The sequence below is a fragment of the Glutamicibacter arilaitensis Re117 genome (assembly GCF_000197735.1).
GTDB lineage: Bacteria > Actinomycetota > Actinomycetes > Actinomycetales > Micrococcaceae > Glutamicibacter > Glutamicibacter arilaitensis.
In genome coordinates, this window is sequence record NC_014550.1 from 2829809 (window position 1) to 2848934 (window position 19126).

The 19126-nt window shown below is 57.4% G+C and carries 17 protein-coding genes; 6 read left to right on the plus strand and 11 right to left on the minus strand.

Translation table 11 applies throughout. The features are described 5' to 3' along the window. Positions 1 to 3: 3 nt before the first annotated feature. On the minus strand, positions 4 to 2592 hold the full coding sequence (gene clpB / locus AARI_RS13590; RefSeq protein ID WP_013349855.1) for an ATP-dependent chaperone ClpB: 2589 nt from the start codon (positions 2590 to 2592) through the stop codon (positions 4 to 6). A 171-nt stretch (positions 2593 to 2763) separates the two neighbouring features. Between clpB and AARI_RS13595 the strand changes: the two genes are divergently transcribed. From AARI_RS13595 to AARI_RS13605, 3 genes are all read left to right on the plus strand, one after another. Beyond that, the gene (locus tag AARI_RS13595) at positions 2764 to 3270 is read left to right on the plus strand and encodes a DinB family protein (protein WP_013349856.1); all 507 of its coding nucleotides are present in this window, start codon (positions 2764 to 2766) and stop codon (positions 3268 to 3270) included. A gap of 19 nt (positions 3271 to 3289) precedes the next feature. Beyond that, positions 3290 to 3757, plus strand: coding sequence for a GNAT family N-acetyltransferase (locus AARI_RS13600; protein WP_013349857.1), 468 nt, complete (start codon positions 3290 to 3292; stop codon positions 3755 to 3757). A gap of 269 nt (positions 3758 to 4026) precedes the next feature. Then, complete coding sequence (locus tag AARI_RS13605; RefSeq protein ID WP_013349858.1) at positions 4027 to 5211, plus strand: TerC family protein; 1185 nt, start codon at positions 4027 to 4029, stop codon at positions 5209 to 5211. 70 nt (positions 5212 to 5281) lie between these two features. Here AARI_RS13605 and AARI_RS13610 read toward each other — a convergent pair whose 3' ends face one another. The 3 genes from AARI_RS13610 to AARI_RS13620 form a co-directional block, all read right to left on the minus strand. Continuing rightward, positions 5282 to 5797 (minus strand): ribonuclease HI, encoded by a 516-nt coding sequence (locus AARI_RS13610; protein WP_157867154.1) that lies wholly within the window; start codon positions 5795 to 5797, stop codon positions 5282 to 5284. A 90-nt stretch (positions 5798 to 5887) separates the two neighbouring features. Then, positions 5888 to 6373, minus strand: a complete 486-nt coding sequence (locus AARI_RS13615) for a hypothetical protein (RefSeq protein ID WP_013349859.1) — start codon at positions 6371 to 6373, stop codon at positions 5888 to 5890. An 86-nt stretch (positions 6374 to 6459) separates the two neighbouring features. Beyond that, a complete protein-coding gene (locus tag AARI_RS13620) occupies positions 6460 to 6870 on the minus strand; it encodes a YccF domain-containing protein (protein ID WP_013349860.1) in 411 nt (136 codons plus the stop codon). A 127-nt stretch (positions 6871 to 6997) separates the two neighbouring features. Here AARI_RS13620 and trmB point away from each other — a divergent pair, with 127 nt between their 5' ends. Together trmB and AARI_RS13630 are read left to right on the plus strand one after the other, a co-directional pair. Next, the gene (gene trmB / locus AARI_RS13625; protein WP_013349861.1) at positions 6998 to 7855 is read left to right on the plus strand and encodes a tRNA (guanosine(46)-N7)-methyltransferase TrmB; all 858 of its coding nucleotides are present in this window, start codon (positions 6998 to 7000) and stop codon (positions 7853 to 7855) included. 50 nt (positions 7856 to 7905) lie between these two features. After that, complete coding sequence (locus AARI_RS13630; protein WP_013349862.1) at positions 7906 to 8532, plus strand: GNAT family N-acetyltransferase; 627 nt, start codon at positions 7906 to 7908, stop codon at positions 8530 to 8532. On the opposite strand, the gene AARI_RS13635 is transcribed toward AARI_RS13630, so the two are convergent. From AARI_RS13635 to dnaK, 4 genes are all read right to left on the minus strand, one after another. Beyond that, complete coding sequence (locus AARI_RS13635; protein ID WP_013349863.1) at positions 8529 to 8957, minus strand: heat shock protein transcriptional repressor HspR; 429 nt, start codon at positions 8955 to 8957, stop codon at positions 8529 to 8531. The genes AARI_RS13630 and AARI_RS13635 overlap by 4 nt on opposite strands. Before the next feature lie 113 nt (positions 8958 to 9070). Beyond that, positions 9071 to 10045 (minus strand): DnaJ C-terminal domain-containing protein, encoded by a 975-nt coding sequence (locus AARI_RS13640; protein ID WP_013349864.1) that lies wholly within the window; start codon positions 10043 to 10045, stop codon positions 9071 to 9073. An 84-nt stretch (positions 10046 to 10129) separates the two neighbouring features. Next, entirely contained in the window at positions 10130 to 10711 is a 582-nt protein-coding gene (locus AARI_RS13645; protein ID WP_013349865.1) for a nucleotide exchange factor GrpE, read from the minus strand. A gap of 14 nt (positions 10712 to 10725) precedes the next feature. After that, positions 10726 to 12579, minus strand: a complete 1854-nt coding sequence (dnaK, locus tag AARI_RS13650) for a molecular chaperone DnaK (RefSeq protein WP_013349866.1) — start codon at positions 12577 to 12579, stop codon at positions 10726 to 10728. Between the two features lie 173 nt (positions 12580 to 12752). On the opposite strand from dnaK, the gene AARI_RS13655 reads away from it, so the two are divergent. Then, positions 12753 to 13061 carry a PLD nuclease N-terminal domain-containing protein gene (locus AARI_RS13655; protein ID WP_013349867.1) on the plus strand — a complete coding sequence of 103 codons (309 nt, stop codon included), beginning with the start codon at positions 12753 to 12755 and terminating at the stop codon, positions 13059 to 13061. Positions 13062 to 13238: 177 nt separating this feature from the next. On the opposite strand, the gene AARI_RS20485 is transcribed toward AARI_RS13655, so the two are convergent. The 3 genes from AARI_RS20485 to AARI_RS20135 form a co-directional block, all read right to left on the minus strand. Then, positions 13239 to 13670, minus strand: a complete 432-nt coding sequence (locus AARI_RS20485; protein ID WP_081461159.1) for an alpha-1,6-glucosidase domain-containing protein — start codon at positions 13668 to 13670, stop codon at positions 13239 to 13241. After that, positions 13561 to 17061 carry a pullulanase-type alpha-1,6-glucosidase gene (pulA, locus tag AARI_RS20130; protein ID WP_231849392.1) on the minus strand — a complete coding sequence of 1167 codons (3501 nt, stop codon included), beginning with the start codon at positions 17059 to 17061 and terminating at the stop codon, positions 13561 to 13563. Before pulA ends, AARI_RS20485 begins: the two co-directional genes overlap by 110 nt. 62 nt (positions 17062 to 17123) lie before the next feature. Continuing rightward, complete coding sequence (locus AARI_RS20135; RefSeq protein WP_231849393.1) at positions 17124 to 19031, minus strand: alpha-amylase family glycosyl hydrolase; 1908 nt, start codon at positions 19029 to 19031, stop codon at positions 17124 to 17126. Positions 19032 to 19126: the final 95 nt, after the last annotated feature.

Genomic DNA, 19126 nt, shown 5'->3' on the forward strand with positions numbered 1-19126 from the left:
TACCTAGCCCTGCTTGGCAACCTGCAGCTTGTCACCAGCCTCATCCAGGCTGACCACTACGGCATCCCCATCTTGGACCGTTCCGGCAAGGATCTCCTTAGCCAAGCGGTCACCGATCTCGCGCTGCACCAAACGGCGCAATGGGCGGGCACCGTAGGCCGGGTCGTATCCGGTCAGTGCCAGCCACTCGCTCGCGGCCGGATCCACTATCAAGCTCAGTCGGCGATCAGCCAGGCGCTGGGCCAGCAGGTCGATCTGCAGCTTGACGATGTTCCCGAGCTCTTCGATGCTCAATGGATCAAAGAGGATCACCTCATCGAGGCGGTTCAAGAACTCTGGCTTGAATGACGCGTTGACCACGTTCATCACCGCAGACTTCTTGGCTTCCTCTTCCAAGGACTGATCCACCAGGAACTGGGAACCGAGGTTGGAGGTGAGAATCAGGATGGTATTCCTGAAGTCCACCGTGCGCCCTTGCCCATCGGTCAACCGCCCATCATCGAGTACCTGCAGCAGGATGTCGAAGACCTCTGGATGGGCTTTCTCCACCTCGTCGAGCAGTATCACCGAGTACGGGCGACGGCGTACCGCTTCGGTGAGCTGTCCACCTTCCTCGTAGCCGACATAGCCCGGAGGAGCACCGACCAGACGCGAGACCGCGTGCTTCTCGGAGTACTCGGACATGTCGATACGCACCATGGCACGCGGGTCATCGAACAGGAAGTCCGCCAGGGACTTGGCCAGCTCGGTCTTGCCGACACCCGTTGGACCAAGGAACAGGAAGGAGCCGGTTGGGCGGTTCGGGTCGGCAATGCCTGCGCGAGTCCGTCGCACCGCGTCGGAAACCGCGGCGACTGCCTGCTTCTGGCCCATCAGGCGCTGCCCAATGACCTCTTCCATCTCCAGCAGCTTCTGGCTTTCGCCCTGCAGCATGCGCCCGGCCGGGATGCCCGTCCAGGCCGAGATGACTTCAGCAATGTCGTCCGCGGTGACTTCCTCAGCCACCATGGTGTGCACATCAGCCTTGTCGGCTTCGGCAGCGGCGGCCGCGTCCAGTTCCTGCTGCAGCGTTGGGATCTCGCCGTAGAGCAGGCGTGAGGCCTTCTCCAGATCCCCTTCGCGCTGGGCCTTTTCAGCCTGGCTGCGCAGCTCATCGAGCTTGACCTTCAAGTCCCCAACGCGGTTCAGTCCAGCCTTCTCCGCTTCCCACTGGGAATTGAGCGCATCAAGCTTTTCCTTCTTGTCGGCCATGTCCTTGCGCAAAGCTTCCAAGCGTTCCACCGAAGCTGGATCCGTCTCATCGGACAGCGCCAGCTCTTCCATGGTCAGCCGGTCCACCTCGCGGCGCAGCTCATCGATTTCCTCGGGAGCAGAGTCGATCTCCATGCGCAGCCGGCTGGCGGCCTCATCGACCAGGTCGATGGCCTTGTCCGGCAGCTGGCGTCCGGAGATGTACCGGTTGGACAGCGTGGAGGCAGCCACCAGGGCCGAGTCGGCGATCGAGACCTTGTGGTGCGCTTCGTAGCGTTCCTTCAGTCCGCGCAGGATGGCAATGGTGTCATCCACGCTCGGCTCGCCGACATACACCTGGGCGAAGCGGCGTTCCAGGGCCGGGTCCTTCTCGATGTTCTCGCGGTACTCATCCAAGGTGGTGGCACCGATCAGGCGCAGCTCGCCGCGGGCCAGCATCGGCTTGAGCATGTTGCCGGCGTCCATGGCACCTTCGGAGGCACCGGCACCGACGACGGTGTGGATCTCATCGATGAAGGTGACGATCTGGCCATCGGAGGCCTTGATCTCTTCCAATACCGACTTCAGGCGCTCTTCGAATTCACCGCGGTATTTCGCGCCGGCGACCATGGCACCCAGATCAAGGGAAATCAGGGTTTTGCCGCGCAGGGATTCTGGCACGTCGCCAGCGATCATGCGCTGGGCCAGGCCCTCAACCACAGCGGTCTTGCCCACGCCGGGCTCACCGATCAGTACCGGGTTGTTCTTGGTACGGCGGGAAAGCACCTGGACCACACGGCGGATTTCGCGGTCACGGCCGATGACCGGATCCAGCTTGCCCGAGCGAGCCAAGGCGGTCATGTCGGTGCCGAACTTCTCCAGGGACTGGAAGGTCGCTTCCGGATCAGGACTGTTGACCTTGCGGTCCCCGCGGATGGTCGGCAAGGTGCCAACCAGCAGTTCACGAGTGGCGCCGAATTCGCGCAGTGCTTCTCCGGCCTTGGTCTGATCCGATGCCAAAGCGATCAGCAGGTGTTCGGTGGAGACATAGGTGTCCCCCATTTCGGTGGCGGTCTCCTGGGCGTTGTTCACGACCTGCAGCAGCTGGCGGGAGAACTGGGCCTGGGCAACCGAGGATCCGGAAGTCGAAGGCAGCGCGTTAATCACGGCACTAGCCTTGACTGAAAGCGCGTCGACATCCATTCCGGCAGTCTTCAGGAGGGCCACGGCTACTGATTCCCGCTGGTCAAGCAATGCCTTAAGCAGGTGCGCAGGTTCAATCTGCGGATTGCCTGCGGTTGAAGCGTTCATACCGGAAGCCGAGAGGGCCTCTTGGCTCTTGGTGGTGAGTTTGGTGTCCACGCGCATCCTTTCTCTCATTGGGTGAACTCATAAACTTGAGTGTACCTAACTCAACTCTACTCTGTACATCCTTATTCCAGCCAGCAAAAGATTTTTCAAAATTTCTTCACAGTTCTTGTCGCACACGCAAAATCCCTTGTCGCACTGAAATTCGCCAATCTACTATGAGTTATGAGCAACCCGGATTCACATCACAACGATCAACTCGACTACCACAACATGGCGCAGGTATTCATAGATCAGCACCGCCAAATGCTCATGGCGTGCCTTGACGGGCTCACCGAGGAGGAAGCTCGTGCGAAGTTGGTCGAATCCAAAACCACACTGCTTGGGCTGGTCAAGCACGCAACCTTCGTTGAACGCGTGTGGTTCGGCGAAGCAGCCACAGGTAAGAGCCGATCAGAATTGGGAATCGCTGCCACCCCGGACAGGTCATTCGTCCTGAAGGCCTCGGACACCATCGCATCGGTGCGACGCGATTACAGGAACGCTGTAGAGCTTTCCCACCAAGCCCTTGAGGGCAAGAGCGGCGACGACATATTCCGTGGTAACCGGCGCGGTCCGCTTCCGGTGCGGTGGATCCAATTGCACATGCTGCGTGAACTAGCCCAGCACTGCGGACATGCAGATATCTTGCGCCAGCAAATCTTGACTGCACGAAAACGTCAGCCTGCCTAGGCCGCGCTAGACTCCGAATATGCCGATCACCTTTCTTCCACTGCCCGCAGAACAATTCTCGTCATGGATGAAAAGGAGCACCGCAGAATACATTGCAGACCTTCTCGCTTCCGGGGTCCCCGATGGCAAAGCGCGAGAAGATGCGCACACCACGATGACACGCGCTTTCCCCTATGGCCTGCCCAGTGCAACGAATGCGGTTTTTACCCTGGAAAGCCCTGCATTGGGCAATGTTGGCTATCTATGGATCGGTTGCGACTCATCAGGGGATCCGACCTCGTGGTGGGTGTGGGACATCGTCATAGAAGCAGGGCACCGCGGCCACGGCTTCGGCCGCCAAGCCATGGTCTTGGCTGAAAAGTACGCTCGCTCCCACGATGCGCAAATCTTAGGGCTGAACGTGTTCGGGTTCAACCGGGCCGCGCGCGGACTCTACGAATCATTGGGCTACGAAACTACCAGCGTCAAAATGCGAAAAACGCTCTAGTGCCACTTCAATACGTCGAATTGCCGTCAATACCTATCCACGGGCACTGCAACCAAGTACATTACAGATCACAATGACATCTGAAGACAAGTTCTTTCCATGGAACCCCAGATCAAGTTAGGCTGGAGGTACGTAAGGGAGTATTCATAAGCGCTCAACCCGTCAATACGTAGGACTTCGAAAGTCTTGCCGGGTTTTGCGGCCAGCCCAGTGCCGGTGAAGAGACTTACTCGGTCGCGTGCGCGCAACTTACGAAAGCAGGATTCCCTATGGGAGTTTCCCCTTTGATTTGGGGCATCACGATTATCGTGATTCTTGCCCTATTAGCCTTCGATTATTTCTTCCATATCCGCAAGGCCCATGTTCCCTCGCTGCGTGAAGCGGCCATCTGGTCCAGCATCTATGTCGGCATTGCCCTGGTCTTCGGAGTCCTGGTGCTGTTCTTCGGCGGCCTCGACATGGGTGCTGAGTACTTCGCCGGATACATCACCGAAAAGGCATTGTCGGTCGATAACCTCTTCGTCTTCCTGATCATCATTGCCAGCTTCCGGGTACCGCGTGAAGACCAACAGAAGGTCTTGCTCTTCGGCATCGTCTTCTCGCTGATCGCCCGTACCGCCTTCATCTTCGTCGGCGCGGCACTGATCAACCAGTTCGCCTGGGTCTTCTACCTCTTCGGCCTGATCTTGTTGCTGACCGCAGGCAACCTGCTGAAGAAGGATGACGAATCCGATGAAGCCAACAACTTCATCATCCGCATCGCCAAGAAGCTCTTCCATACCACCGACAACTACGACGGCGACAAGCTGTTCACCAAGATCGATGGCAAGAAGGTACTGACCCCGATGCTGCTGGTCATGGTGGCCATCGGCGGCACCGACATCCTCTTCGCCTTGGATTCGATTCCAGCGATCTTCGGCCTGACACAGAACGTCTACATCGTCTTCACTGCAACGGCCTTCTCACTGATGGGCCTGCGCCAGCTGTACTTCCTGCTGGACGGACTGCTTGATCGACTGATCTACCTGTCCTACGGCCTGGCCGCCATTTTGGCCTTCATCGGCGTGAAGCTGATCCTGCACGCGCTGCACGAGAACAACCTGCCATTCGTCAACAACGGCGAACACGTAACGGTTATCGAGATCAGTACCGGGCTCTCGCTCACGGTGATTATCGGCGTGCTGGTGCTTACCGTGCTGGCTTCGCTGTTCAGCAAGGCCGGCAAGGCGCAAACGGCCATCGGCAACTTGCGCCGCCACGCCAGCAGCTACACCGACCTGACCTACACGGCCGATGAGCACGAACGCGAACGCATCTACCGCGCTTTGGTGGAGGAAGAGGCGTATGTGAAAACCATGGAGAAGAAGTACCGCGACAAGGCCAAGGACGTGGATAAGATCCGCGAAGAGGTCAAGGAAGCCCACCGCCAGCACGACGAGTATCTCAAGAGCTGATTCGATTTCGAATTAGCAGCCAATGGCTGCCAACTCCTTCGAGAGCTGGCAGCCATTAGCGCTTTTGGCGTCATTGCCCTGACCAGGGCTGCTGCGCGAACTGGTTTCGTTCCTGCAATTGAATCTGAAGCAGCTTTATTCGTTCCACCAACTCGGGCTCGGCGGACTCCCTTGGATGCTTAGCCGCTACCCTTGCCATCCAAGCCAATTCATCGGCCACCTCGTTATAGATCAGGCCGGTGTGTCCCCGATGCCTGGTGATGGAGACTTTTGCCGAACAAGCATTCCATGCAGCTAAGAATTCCAAGCTTAAAGCTTCTTCGATGCCGCGATACCCATCAATGACTCGTCCGCTGGTAATCAGCTCCTCGATCACGCAATGGGCGTCTTCCGAATCCGTATGGATCACGGCACTGGCAGCTTGCGAGCCCTGCAAGTATTCCAATGCAAGGGCGACAGCACGCAGCTCAAGAGCACCCATATGACCAGTAAATTCTCCGGCAAAAACCACGACATCTCCGCCGGCTGCGACCATCGCTATTGAGCCAACTCCGGCAGGATCAGAGGAAGCGTCGACACCGATCACTACGCGTTCTGGGTGTCCGTAGCTCGTGGACCAATATTCGGGATGCCATGCGAGCACCCGTGGCCTCACCGCTTCTAGGCTTCGGGTACCTCACCTGCGAGCAGGGGCCTCTTGCAGCCGTTGGCGTTGCCGAGCCCGCTGTGTCAACGATAGTTTCGCATCGCAGACTAGCCGTTCGATTTCGCGAGCGGCCCTGTTGATCTGGCTTAGCCCACGAGTCACGGCATAGCCAGAATCAGCAAAACGGCGAGCGATGTTGCAGTTGCGTTTAGGAACGCATATCCAGGTCTTTTCACGGTACTGCCCGAGGAGCTGTTCTAATTCGCGAAGCATAATTGGCAGCGGCCTCGGCTCCTCCGAGGCGCTCGCATGCGAGGTGAGAGTGCCATCATCACGGCTGTCTACAATTAGCCAGTAGACCATTAAGCCATCGCCAATAATTTCTGGCATCGTCCACGTAATAATCGAAGCGTGCATGGGCTTCGCGATCATCTCGGCATTGGGCACACGCGGAATCGTGGATTCAGGCAATGTCCGGCTCAGCAAGTCACCGGCAGATACGGTATTCAGGCTCATGTACATACGTTCTCAATGCACACCGACAAGATGGCTTTCGCGGCTGGTCGCTGATGCCGCTGTCCACGAGCCGTTCAGCGCAATAGCTACCGGCGGACGTCTCCGATGAAGTAGTCCGAAGGCACGATGACCTTGCCCAGAGGCATCAGCGATACCGGGATCATCTTCAGGTTTGCGATGCCCAGCGGAATGCCGATAATCGACACGAACATCGGGATCGCGGTCACCACGTGGCCGATGGCAATCCAGATGCCAGCAAAAATGATCCAGATGATATTGCCCAGCGTGGAGAACGCACCCACCGGGCCGTTGTCGACTACGGTCCGGCCAAAAGGCCACAGTGCATAGCCAGCAATGCGGAACGAGGCGATGCCGAAGGGAATGGTCACGATCAGCACGCAGCAGATGATGCCAGCCAATACGTAGCCAAGTGCCAGCCACAGGCCGCCAAAGACCAACCAAATAATGTTGAGAATACCGCGCACTAAATCAGTCATGTTTCCATTCTCCGTGATTTTCCTGCTTTGCTCCATCCGGGATCACCCCGATTCACACCCCTAGGGTGTCCAATCCCCTACTGCCCGGCAAGCATCGGGGCTGGTTGCTCGGCTAGGATTAATCATCATGAGCGAATCGAGCGAGCAGCAGCGCCCAGAGCACGGCACTGCCCCTAGGAATCCAGACCTTTTCCGTGCCGAGCCGGTATCTTTCGTGCGCCGCGGCAACCGCCTGCAAGGCCGCCGCGCCAGCGCGTGGGAGCGCAATGCCGAGCAGTACGTCATCGAGCCTCCTCGCAAGATTGCCGACACCTCGGTAGCTGATGACTTCCAGCTCGATCCGGCCCAGGCCTTTGGCCGCACCGCGCCGCTGATCGTGGAGATCGGCACCGGTTTGGGCGAGTGCATCGCCAACGCCGCCAAGGATGATCCTGAGCGCAACTACCTGGCAGTTGAGGTCTACCGTCCGGGGCTGGCCCAGCTGATGCTGAAGGTCGAGTCCTTCGGCATCAGCAACGTCCGCGCCGTTCAGGCCAACGCTCCAGAAGTTCTGGACGTCATGCTTGATGAAAACAGCGCCGACGAGATCTGGATCTTCTTCTCCGACCCGTGGCACAAGCCGCGCCACCACAAGCGCCGTCTGATCAAGGCTTCGTTCTTGGACAAGGTCTCGCGCGTGCTCAAGCCAGGTGGAACCCTGCGTTTGGCCACGGACTGGTCCAACTACGCAGAGCAGATGCGTGAAGTGCTCAATGCCCACCCAGACTTCGAAAACCAGCATCCAGGGAATCTGGCCGGCGAAGGAAGCAACCTGACCAAGGTCCGCCGCGATGGCATGGAAGGCTTCGACCCGGAGCCGGAATTCGTCGATGGGCAAGGTGGCTGGGCGCCGCGTTTCGAACGCCGCATTCTCACCAGCTTCGAGGGCAAGGCCTTGAAGGCCGGCCGCTTGGTCTTCGACCTGGCCTACACTCGCCTCGGCTAACCGCCGTAATGAAACCTTAGTCAGGGCCATGGAATTCTAGAATGGATTCCATGGCCCTTTCTGCTGCGCAAAATCTTCCCCATGCCCAAGCCCCGACGATGGAATATGCCGGGGTCCGCTTGGAACAGCTCTCTTTGGAGCATGCGCCGGATCTGGTGGCCCTTGCCGAGCAGGGGCAGTTGGATGACGCGTGGTTTGCCAGCACACCTACGACCCAGGCAATGGCAGAAAATATTGAGCACCGTTTGGCTTTGCAGCAGGCCGGTAAAATGGCGCCCTTTGCCATTATTGATCTGGCTACCGGCAGAGCCGTAGGTGCCACGACGTATTTGAATATTGACGCGGCCAATCACCGCCTGGAAATCGGATCAACGTTCCTGGCCATATCCGCCCAGGGCACCGGGATCAATCCCGCAGCGAAATATCTGCTGCTGCAGCGGGCCTTCGAGCAGCTGGAGTGCTATTCGGTGGCGTTCTGCACGCATTGGCATAATGCCGCATCACGGGCGGCAATTACCCGGTTGGGTGCCAAGCAGGATGGCGTCTTGCGCAATCACAAATATGATCCGGTCACCGGCACCTTGCGCGATACCGTGCTCTTCTCGATACTCCCCCACGAATGGCCTGCCGTGCGCACCCAGTTGAACGCGCGCCTAGCGCGCCACAGCCGCATCTAGCGTCCGATGGCCCGGCGGGCGGCGAAGAACGTGTAAGACTGCTGGCGGCGTTCGGGCCTCATGCCCCGAGCCAGCGAAACCACGTCTCCGCCAGAGGTTCCGGCGGCGAAAATGCGCGATTGGCCCTGGCGTACTGCGCTGAGTTCCTGGCGCAGTCCATCGACTTCGGATTGCAGGAACGCAACTTGGTCCTGCAGACCCAGGATCCGCTTGATGCCTTCCAGCGAGACGCCTTCCTTGCTCAGCGACTGCACTTGGCGCAACAGCGATACGTCGCGCTGCGAGTAGCGGCGTTGCTTGCCGCTTTGGCGGCTCGGCGAGACCAAGCCGATGCGGTCATACTGGCGCAGCGTCTGCGGATGCATGTCTGCAAGTTGAGCGGCGACGGAAATGACGAAGACAGGTCGCAGGTACTCCCCGTACACGTTGCTTCTACCACCTTTCTGCAAGGAGCCCGGGTTCGGGCCCTTTTGTTTGTGAGTCTATCTTCCCCGCCCAGCCAATTCGATGGCCGGGCAGGGAAAACAGCCTATTGAGCCTAGAGCTTGGCCTTGGCGGCCAAGTCCACTCGTGGATCCTCGCCCTCGGTGGCTGCGGCGAATTCCTCTACGGCCTTCTTTGCAGCATCCGACAGGTTCTGCGGGATCGCGACGTCCAAGACGATCAGCAGATCGCCGGCGGCCTTGGAAGTTTTCACTCCGCGGCCTTTCAAGCGCAAGGTTCGTCCGGAGTTGGATCCGGCTGGCACCTTCACCGCGACGGATTCCCCATCCAAGGTCGGCACATGGATCTTCGCTCCGAGTACCGCTTCGTCGAAGGTCACCGGCACGTGGATGCGGATGTTGTTCTCTTCGCGCTTGAAGAACGGGTGCTCAGTGACTTTGACCTTGACCAGCAGGTCACCGTTGCCGGCAGCCCCTGGCTGGCCCTTGCCGCGCACGCGCACCGACTGGCCGTCCTTGATGCCCGCAGGAATGCGCACGTCAATGACTTCGCCGTTCTGCTCGCGCAGGCCGATAGTGGTGCCCTTGATGGATCCGGCAAAGGAAATCGTGGTGCTGGCCGTGCGGTCAGCACCCTTGCGCGGTGGGGCGCTCTGTCCGAAGCCGCCACCGCCAAAGCCGCCGCCCCCGCCGAACAGGTCGGAGAAGTCCGGCTGTCCGCCGCGGCCGCGCGGGCCGCCTCCCCCGCCTCCGAAGAGGTTGGAGAAGATGTCCTCGAAACCGGCCTGTCCTCCCGGGGCACCGCCTGGTCCCCCGGCCGAGAAGCGAGCTCCGCCGCCCATGGCGCGGATTGCGTCGTACTGCTCGCGTTCTTCCTTATCCGAAAGCACCGAGTTGGCTTCCGAGATGTCCTTGAATTTCTTTTCAGCGGCCGCATCACCCTGATTGGTGTCGGGGTGGTACTTGCGCGCAAGCTTGCGGTACGCCTTCTTGATGTCCGCCTCACTGGCGTCCTTGGAGACGCCCAGAATGGCGTAAAAGTCTTTTTCGATCCAGTCCTGACTTGCCATCAGGGCCCCATCCTTTCAATGCCAATTCGAAACTGCCCACTGACGAAGTATCGGCAGTGGGCAGTTTCAATTGATTATTCGTGGCTATTCGCCGGTTGCTACCAGCACCTGGGCCGCACGCAGGATGGTGGTTCCCTTGCGGTAACCGGTGCGAAGCACCTGTCCCACGTGGTCAGCTGGAATCTCCGGAACAGCCTGGCGAAGCAGCGCTTCGTGGACGTTCGGGTCGAATTCGACGCCGGCCTCGTTGATGCGCTCCAAGCCATGCTGAGCCAGCACGGAGTCAAGCTTGTTGGCGATCGATGCGAACGGGCCATCGGTGAGGTCACCGTGGGCTCGGGCTGCATCGATGTCATCAAGTACCGGAAGCAGGGTGTTGAGCACGGACTGCACGGCGTTTTCACGCGCTACAGCTCGGTCGCGCTCCACACGCTTGCGGTAGTTGACGTATTCGGCCTGCAGACGCAGCAAGTCGTTGCGCAGTTCGGCTTCCACCGCACCGGCCTCTACTGGCTGCTCTGCTTCGGCGTCAGCGCCAGCAGCAGCTTCGTTCAGGATCGCCTCGGCCTGACCCAGGGCGTCAGCGGTTGGCTGCTCGTTAGCTGCCTCTGGCTGGTTCTCCGACTGCTCGTCGAAGTTCTCGTTCTGGTCCTGTGCCTCGGACATATTTCCCTAACTCCCTACTTCTTGTCAGCTTCGTCTTCGTCGATTACCTCGGCGTCGACGATATCTTCATCAGCATTTGGAGCCTGCTCGCCCTCAGGTGCAGCAGCGCCCTCAGCCTGGGTGTTGGCGTAGATTGCCTCGCCCAGCTTGGTCTGCGAAGCCTGCAGCTTCTCGAACGCGGCCTTGACCTCGTCGTCGTTGTCCTGCTTCTCAAGGGCAACCTTCAGTGCGTCGACGTCGGCCTGAACCTCGGTCTTGACCTCTTCTGGCAGCTTGTCTTCGTTGTCCTTGATCAGCTTGTCCACCGAGTAGGCTGCCTGCTCGGCAGCGTTGCGGGTCTCAGCAGCTTCGCGGCGGGCCTTGTCCTCTTCGGCGTGTGCTTCAGCTTCCTGAACCATGCGCTCGATGTCTTCCTTGGACAGCGAGGAGCCACCGGTGATGGTCATCGACTGCTCGGTGCCGGTGCCCTTGTCCTTGGCGGATACGTGCACGATGCCGTTGGCGTCGATGTCGAAGGTGACCTCAACCTGTGGGATGCCGCGAGGAGCCGGTGCGATGCCGGTCAGCTCGAAGGTACCCAGAGCCTTGTTGTCGCGGGTGAACTCGCGCTCGCCCTGGAAGACCTGGATGGAAACCGAAGGCTGGTTGTCTTCAGCGGTGGTGAAGGTTTCCGAACGCTTGGTCGGGATCGCGGTGTTGCGCTCGATCAGCTTGGTCATCACGCCGCCCTTGGTTTCAATACCCAGGGACAGTGGGGTGACGTCGATGAGCAGAACGTCCTTGCGCTCGCCCTTCAGTACACCTGCCTGCAGTGCTGCGCCAACAGCTACAACCTCATCAGGGTTCACGCCCTTGTTAGCTTCCTTGCCGGCCAGGTCCTTGACCAGTTCAGCAACGGCTGGCATACGGGTCGAACCGCCAACCAGGATCACGTGAGCGATGTCGGCAACCTTGACGCCTGCTTCAGCGATAACGTCGTTGAATGGCTTGCGGGTGCGCTCCAGCAGGTCCTTGGTCAGGTCCTGGAACTTGGCACGCGAGAGGTGCTCGTCCAGGTGCACTGGGCCCTCTGGGGTAACCGAGAGGTACTGCAGGGAGATGTTGGTGCTGGTAGCCGAAGACAGTTCCTTCTTGGCCTGCTCAGCGGATTCCTTCAGGCGCTGCAGGGCAATCTTGTCCTTGGACAGGTCTGCGCCCTTGGCCTTGGCCTGAGCCAGCAGCCAATCGACAACGCGCTGATCCCAGTCGTCGCCGCCCAGGCGGTTGTCGCCTGCGGTGGAACGGACCTGGATGGTGGAGAAGCCGTCATCGTCCTTGCCAACTTCCAGCAGGGAAACGTCGAAGGTACCGCCGCCGAGGTCGAAGACCAAGATGAGTTCGTCTTCGTTGCCCTTTTCCAGGCCGTAAGCCAGTGCAGCTGCGGTTGGCTCGTTGACGATGCGCAGCACGTTCAGGCCAGCGATCTCGCCGGCTTCCTTGGTAGCCTGGCGCTCAGCGTCGTTGAAGTAAGCAGGAACGGTGATCACAGCGTCGGTGACCTTTTCGCCCAAGTACGACTCAGCGTCGTTCTTCAGCTTCATCAGGGTACGAGCCGAGATTTCCTGTGCGGTGTACTTCTTGTCATCGATGTCGATGGACCAGTCGGTACCCATGTGGCGCTTGACCGAAGCGATGGTGCGGTCAATGTTGTTTACTGCCTGGCGCTTGGCGATATCGCCAACCAGGACTTCGCCGCTCTTCGAGAAAGCAACGATGGACGGGGTAGTGCGGTTGCCTTCCGCGTTTGCGATAACGGTTGGCTCACCACCTTCGAGCACGGAAACTACGGAGTTGGTGGTTCCTAGGTCGATACCTACGGCACGCGACATAATGGCTCTCCTTTGCCTTGGTTGAAAGTACTAACGCTGAGGATTTTTATCCTGGTTGAGCGTTCTGGACTCAAGTTTACTCAGCCGCTTTCGACTGTCAAATTAACTTGAGCCAACCTCACTCAACTTTGCGTTCTGTCTTCTTCAACGAACAAAGGGCAAGAATGATTCCCATGCCGAAAAATAATTTTCAGACACAGGACACCCAAGGCATTCAAGGACAATCCACCCTGCGCTCCCGGCGCCTCAACCTACCGAAAAAACGGTCCTTCCGGGAGCTGGATCGCCGCACCCAGGTTGCTGTCATCCTCGCTGGAATTATCGAGCTGACTTTGATGTTTGCAGCCTTGCGCGATCTTCGTCGACGCCCCGTTCAGCTGGCGAGAGGGCCAAAACCACTGTGGGCCGTGGTCAGTTGCCTCAACGTACTAGGAAGCATTTCCTACTTTGTCTTTGGGCGTCGCAAAGACCCTCAAAACTGATTTACAGACACAATGGAACAACCCGCTCTCGTGATGACGAGAGCGGGTTGTTCGCTGTCAGCGTGGACGCTTTGGCAATGAAAAACTCGATTGCCACACTGGCTAGATCAGTTCATCTACCAACAATGGTCCTGCGAATAATCCCTACAGATGGTCCAGTAGGAATGCTCCGTTCTACTACTTAGCCGAGCCCTGAGGTTCCACTAGGACTGCCGCGGTGCGCGCCGGAATAGTCAGCTCACCGGTGGCACTGTCGAACGAAGTTGACTTCACCCGGTCATCACTGCCTTTCGCAAGAGACTTGGCAAGCGAGTAGTCGTGACCTACCAGCTCCTCAAGCTTTTGCGTGCTCTCCTTCGGCGAGGCATTGAAGAGGACTAAGGCACCGTCATGCTTGCGATCGACATCCTTACCCACCGTGTCGTCAATGCGCATCACGATAATTCCCGGTTCAGCCTCAGACCCACCCAGCGGGAAGCTCACCTTTTGCCCAATGAGATCAGCTGAGCCCAATGAGATCAGCTGAGCCCAATCGCAAGAGTCCAACTTCCTTGCGGGTCTGCAGCAAGTCCAAGGCTGCCCCTTCAGCATCAGCCATGGCCTTGGCATCCGGCTTGAGCGCAGGGTCTTCTAATAGTGGAGCCATCAGATCCCACTTCTCCCCGTTATCTGCCTCGGGCGGAAGACCCGAGCCAAAAGTATTTTCCACTCCGGAGAAGTCGATGCGGTTGAACCAGTCCCCCGAGTTATAGGAATTTCGGTCCAAAGACTTTGAACGCAATAACTCGGTTCCGGCATGCCAGAACGGAACAGCTTGTGAATACATCACGGTTGCTTGCGAGAGAGTATTCATCCGCACCCGATCCTCCATGGAAGTATCTCGTGGCAACTTGAGCACAGTGAGGTCGTAGAGCGTTTCATTATCGTGCGCGTCAACATAGTTGATCACTTCTCCCGGCTGCGAAGCATAGCCTGCTTTCGCTCCGCGGTAATCCAATTCATCACCACGGTGCACACTGCCATCCGAAGCGAGGAATTCGAAGTCTGCGAGATTGCCAGCCAAGCCGAGCTTCACTAGGTCGGTTTCGTGGCCGAGATCTTTCAACGCTTCCTCGGTGCTCCCATTGACCTTATTACCGTTGGGATCCGTTCCCAAGCCAGTACCAAAGCCCTGACGGAATGTTGAGGATGAATCAACAGGACTGCCACCATGAACGGCATCGCGCAGTCGGTCGTTAAAGGTCCCGATGCCGGTACCGTTCATTTGCCCCTGAGTCGCTTGATAGAAGCGAGCATTGTCCGCCACCTCACCAAAGTTCCATCCTTCGCCATAGAGGTAAATGGACTTGCCGTCCACTCCGTCACGTCCCGGCTTCAGTTCATCTAATGCACTGCGTACGGCTTCCATGGTTTCTCGTGAGTGGTGGCCCATGAGGTCAAAACGGAATCCATCAACCTTATAGTCCTTGGCCCACACCACCAGGGCATCAACCATCAGTTTCTGCGCCGCAGCGTGTTCCGTGGCCAGGTTCTGACAGCAGGACGAGGTTTCCACTTTCCCGGTGGCATCAAGTCGGTGGTAGTAGCCAGGCACGATCTTATCCAGCACACTGCGATCGGCTTGACCCGAGGCTGCGGTGTGGTTGAACACCTGATCAAGCACTACTTCTAGCCCCATGCTGTGCAAAGATCCAACCATCGAGCGGAATTCTTCGACACGGTTCGCTCCTTCAGGGTTCGTGGCGTACGAACCTTCCGGAGCCATGAAATGGAAGGGGTCGTACCCCCAGTTGAATCCGTCTTCATCACCGTGGGCAGTAACGCACTCTTGTTGTTTGGTGGAAGCTGCCGGCAGCGACTTCAGATCACAGTCCGTCTCAACACGTTGTGACTGTTCCTCCTCAATGGTGGCGATATCAAAACTTGGCAGCAGGTGAACGGTAGTCAGCCCAGCCTCGGAAAGCTGTTTGAGCTGTTTACTCCCGGCCCCATTTGCTCCAAACGCTCCGTAGCGGCCCCGCTGATTCTCGGGCACCGAAGCATCTGAAATCGAGAAGTCACGGATCTGCAGTTCATAGATGCTGCGGTCCACGTCCTTTTCGACGTTTTTGGCTTTGGCCTTACGCCACTGTTTTGGCTGGTGGTGAGGGTCTTCCAAGCTCACCGCGACCGAGTGGGTGGAATTAGTGGTCAACGCAACCGAATATGGATCGGTAACAATATTCGTTTCGATCTTGCCCGTTTCAGGGACAAAGACCTGAACTTCCCACCGGTACTTCGCCTCAGCCATCTGAGGTTTACCCTTTGCCGTCCACACACCGCTGTCCTTCGAATAGCTAGCAGCGTATCGTGCAGTCTTCTCCTTCTTGTCAGTAATCAGCAGTGTTGTTTTTTGGGCCGTGGGTGCCCAGAGCCTAAAGGTAGGGCGTTTTCCGGTGAAGCTCACGCCGAGTTCTACATCGTCAAGCGCCTTGGCATAGAGATCATCAATGACACCAGCACTCTGAACTCCGGTGAAGGCGGTGAGTTTCTGGGCATCCCCTTCGCCATCAAATCGTGCCAATGCCAGTTGTGAACGCAATGCAGAGGCTACGTCTTCGCGATCTAGCTCAACACGCAAGGCACGGTAGTCGGCAAGGTGTGGGAACTTCTTGCGTTGTTCGGCACTCAACCCACCAATAATTTCTTTGAGCTCGATTGGCTTCGCACCGGAGATCTCTTCTCCCTCCAATTTCAAGCTGGCGTCCTTTGAAGCGTAGAGGGCATAGTTTTCACCAGTGCCTAGATCACGAGGAATCGCTAGGGTGTCAGCGGAAATCCACTGCGCTTTCATTTGACCAACGCCGGCGACTGTTTGGGTGTCAGAACCAAACTGCAACAGGTGAGTCTTCGAGTCGTAGCTGAAGCTCACTGGCTTTCCTTCGGTTACCGAAAGACTGTAGTTAGCACCTCCGGCGGCACCGTCAACGCCATAATTTTCGTCCCACCCGAAGTTGTGTGACACCTTAAATTCGTAGGTACCAGCCGGGATCTTCTCCGTAGTGAATTCGTAGGTACCGTCAGCATCAGCGTCCGCCATTAAAGTAGCGAGACAGGTTGGATCCCAGTCGGATTTACAGCCCAATTCGTCTTGAAAACTTCCCGGTAAGGTGATCATCGGACCCTGTTGATCGCTTTGTGCGATGTTGTTGCGGGGATCGAAGAAGAACTTGACGGTCCCACCTTCGTGAGAATATTTAAGGTTGTCACCACCGGCAATACCACCAGCGCCGTAGCTCAGATCCCATGATCCGTTGATGGCTACCTTGTATTCATAGTCCCCTGCTGGGACATCGAATTCACCAGAATAGACCCCGCCAGGCTGTTCAGTGAGTTTGGCTGCCTCGCAGGCCGGATCCCAGTCGGTGACACAACCCATTTCGGTGTTATGGCTTCCCGGCACGGTGACCATGGAGATATCCGATTCAGCCGGTTTTTCCTTCGCAAACCCGGAAACGTCGTTGCCCACGGAAGCATAGGTGGAAGCGGCGCTGTGTTCTCCTGCGGCATTGGTACTCACGGCACGATATTCCACCAAGGTGCCTTGTGGTAGCGATGAAACGTCGTGGAAGACTCGTGGGGTGTGGTCTTCTGCCACGCCCAGTAGGTGCCACTTCTCGGTGCCCACTTCACGCCACGACATGCTTGTTTCAGCCCACGCCTGTTCGCCTAAATCCACGGATACGGGTGTTACGCCGCTGAGCCCGGCCCCAGATTTTGGAGCGGAAATCTCAGGTGTGAAGGCAGCACTATCTACGTTCTTGTCAGCTTTATAAACCACTGCAGATAGCGCTGGCACCGTCACGTTGAGTTTCCCGTCCGCAGCACTGCTGAGTTTGTCTTCGGCGCCATAGAGCGCTGAGTAGGTTGCGTCGGAGGTCAGAGTCGACAACTCAACATCAGCGGATTCTTCCGAGTTGTTCAGGGCCACCAGGTATTCGGTTTTCTCGTCACGGTCCACACGCGAGAATGCATAGACTCCCTTGGAATCTTGGGCGTATAGCTCTACTTGTGCCCCGCCCTTCAGCGCTTTGTTTGATTCGCGAAGTTTAGAGAGGGCGCGATGTGCTGGTACAACGGAGAATCACTGTCATAACGATCTTGGGTTCCGAGCTTTTCTCCGGTAATCAATTCTTGGTTCTGATAGTCCGAGACTTGAGAAGCGAACAGTGATTGGCGAGAATCCTTGTCTCCACCGGTGCCTGCAAATCCTTGTTCGTCACCGTAGTAAACCACCGGCTGGCCACGGGTCAGGAACATCAGTTCATGGGCCAGTTCATCACGTTTGAGTTTCTGATTGCTGTTGTTCAGGAAGTACCCAATGCGCCCCATATCGTGATTGCCAAGGAAAGTTGGTAGAGCATCAGCTGAGGTGTTTGCCGTGGTGTAGTAGTCATCCGCCGAGAACAGCGTGCTTAGCGTTTTGGCTGAATTTCCTCCCGCGAAACCGGCAGCAGCAGATTGGAACGTGAAATCAAGGACGGAATTCATTTCCGTCTTACGCACGTAGGGCGAAAGCTTCTTTGCATCAGCATCATAAACTTCGCCAAACATGAAGAAGTCGTCTTTACCCTGGGCTCGTGCATAGTCCTGAACTTGTTTGGTCCATTGTTCCCAGAATTCAAAATTCACATGTTTTGCGGTGTCGATGCGGAAGCCATCAATTCCCAAGTCCACCCAGTTCTTGTAGACCTCTGCGAAACCGTTGACTACCTTAGGATTTTCGGTCATGAGGTCATCAAGCCCCTGAAAATCGCCATAGGTGACCGACTCACCTTCCCAGGTTGAGTCCCCGCGGTTGTGATAGAGCGTTGGATCATTGAGCCAGTCGGGGACCTTCTTGACTTGGTCAGAAACAACCGGGGTATAAGGGAAGGAACTGGAAGCGTCTAGCTCTGGGAAGGTATCACTGCCTGCGTAGTCCGCCGGGTCAAAGGCTTGACCCTGAGCATCCTTATAGGGAAGGGAAGACTGCTCAACGTAGGAATACTTCTTTTCCTTATTGTCGATGAGATCCGCGGTATGGTTCACGATGATGTCGAAATACACCTTGATGCCACGCTTGTGGGCGTCATCAATCAGTTCGGAGAGTTCTTCATTGGTGCCCAGATGTGGGTCGATCTGAGTGAAATCGGTGACCCAATAGCCGTGATATCCGGCGCTGGCATCATCACCACTACCCTGAACCGGCATGTTCTTAAAACTGGGCGTGAGCCAGATGGCGCTGGTGCCAAGGCCCTGAATGTAGTCGAGCTTGGAGTGTAAGCCTGCGATATCACCGCCTTCATAGAATCCTTTGTCCGTCGGATCAAACCCGGTGGTTAGTCGATCACCTTCCAAACCGCCGGTGTCGTTAGCCGTTGAGCCATTGGCAAAGCGGTCTGTCAAGACGAAATAGAATTGCTCACCAGAACCGGCTTGCCTGACCGGCGCAGCGACCAATTCGGCATCAGTATCTGAATATTCTCCGCGAAGGTCCAGTGGCACAACTTGTGTCAGCCCAGTGGCCGTATCAAAGGTGAAGCGCAATCGGCTATCCGCACTCAGGGCTAGGGGAATGTTCTCTTCTCCCCCATCCAGTCCATAAGACGTGTCAAAGCTTTTGTTCAACGCTACTTTGTATTCATAGTTCCCCGCCGGAACTTCCACTTCCAGGCTGTATTGCCCTTCCTGGTCCGTGGATTGCAGGCTGGTAGCTTCACAGTCAGCCATCCAGTCAGCGGAACATCCCAACAACGACTGAAAAGAACCGGCCAGAGTCACAGAAGTTTCATCTGCCACGGCGGGAATACTAGCCAGGGGTGCCATGGGTGCGAGCGCCAGCATCGGGGTTGCGGCCAAGGCGGTGACCCAACGACGCCAACTACGTTTATGAAGGTATGGTGGCAGTGGCTGACTGCGCACGGAGGAAGCAGCGCTTTTGCTGTTCACGAAATGCTCCATTGAGTTCGAAGGTGCGAGCGGCAAGCCATAAGAGCTGACTCGCCAGTGATTCAGCCCACACTACTGAGCGAATTCCATCAAGT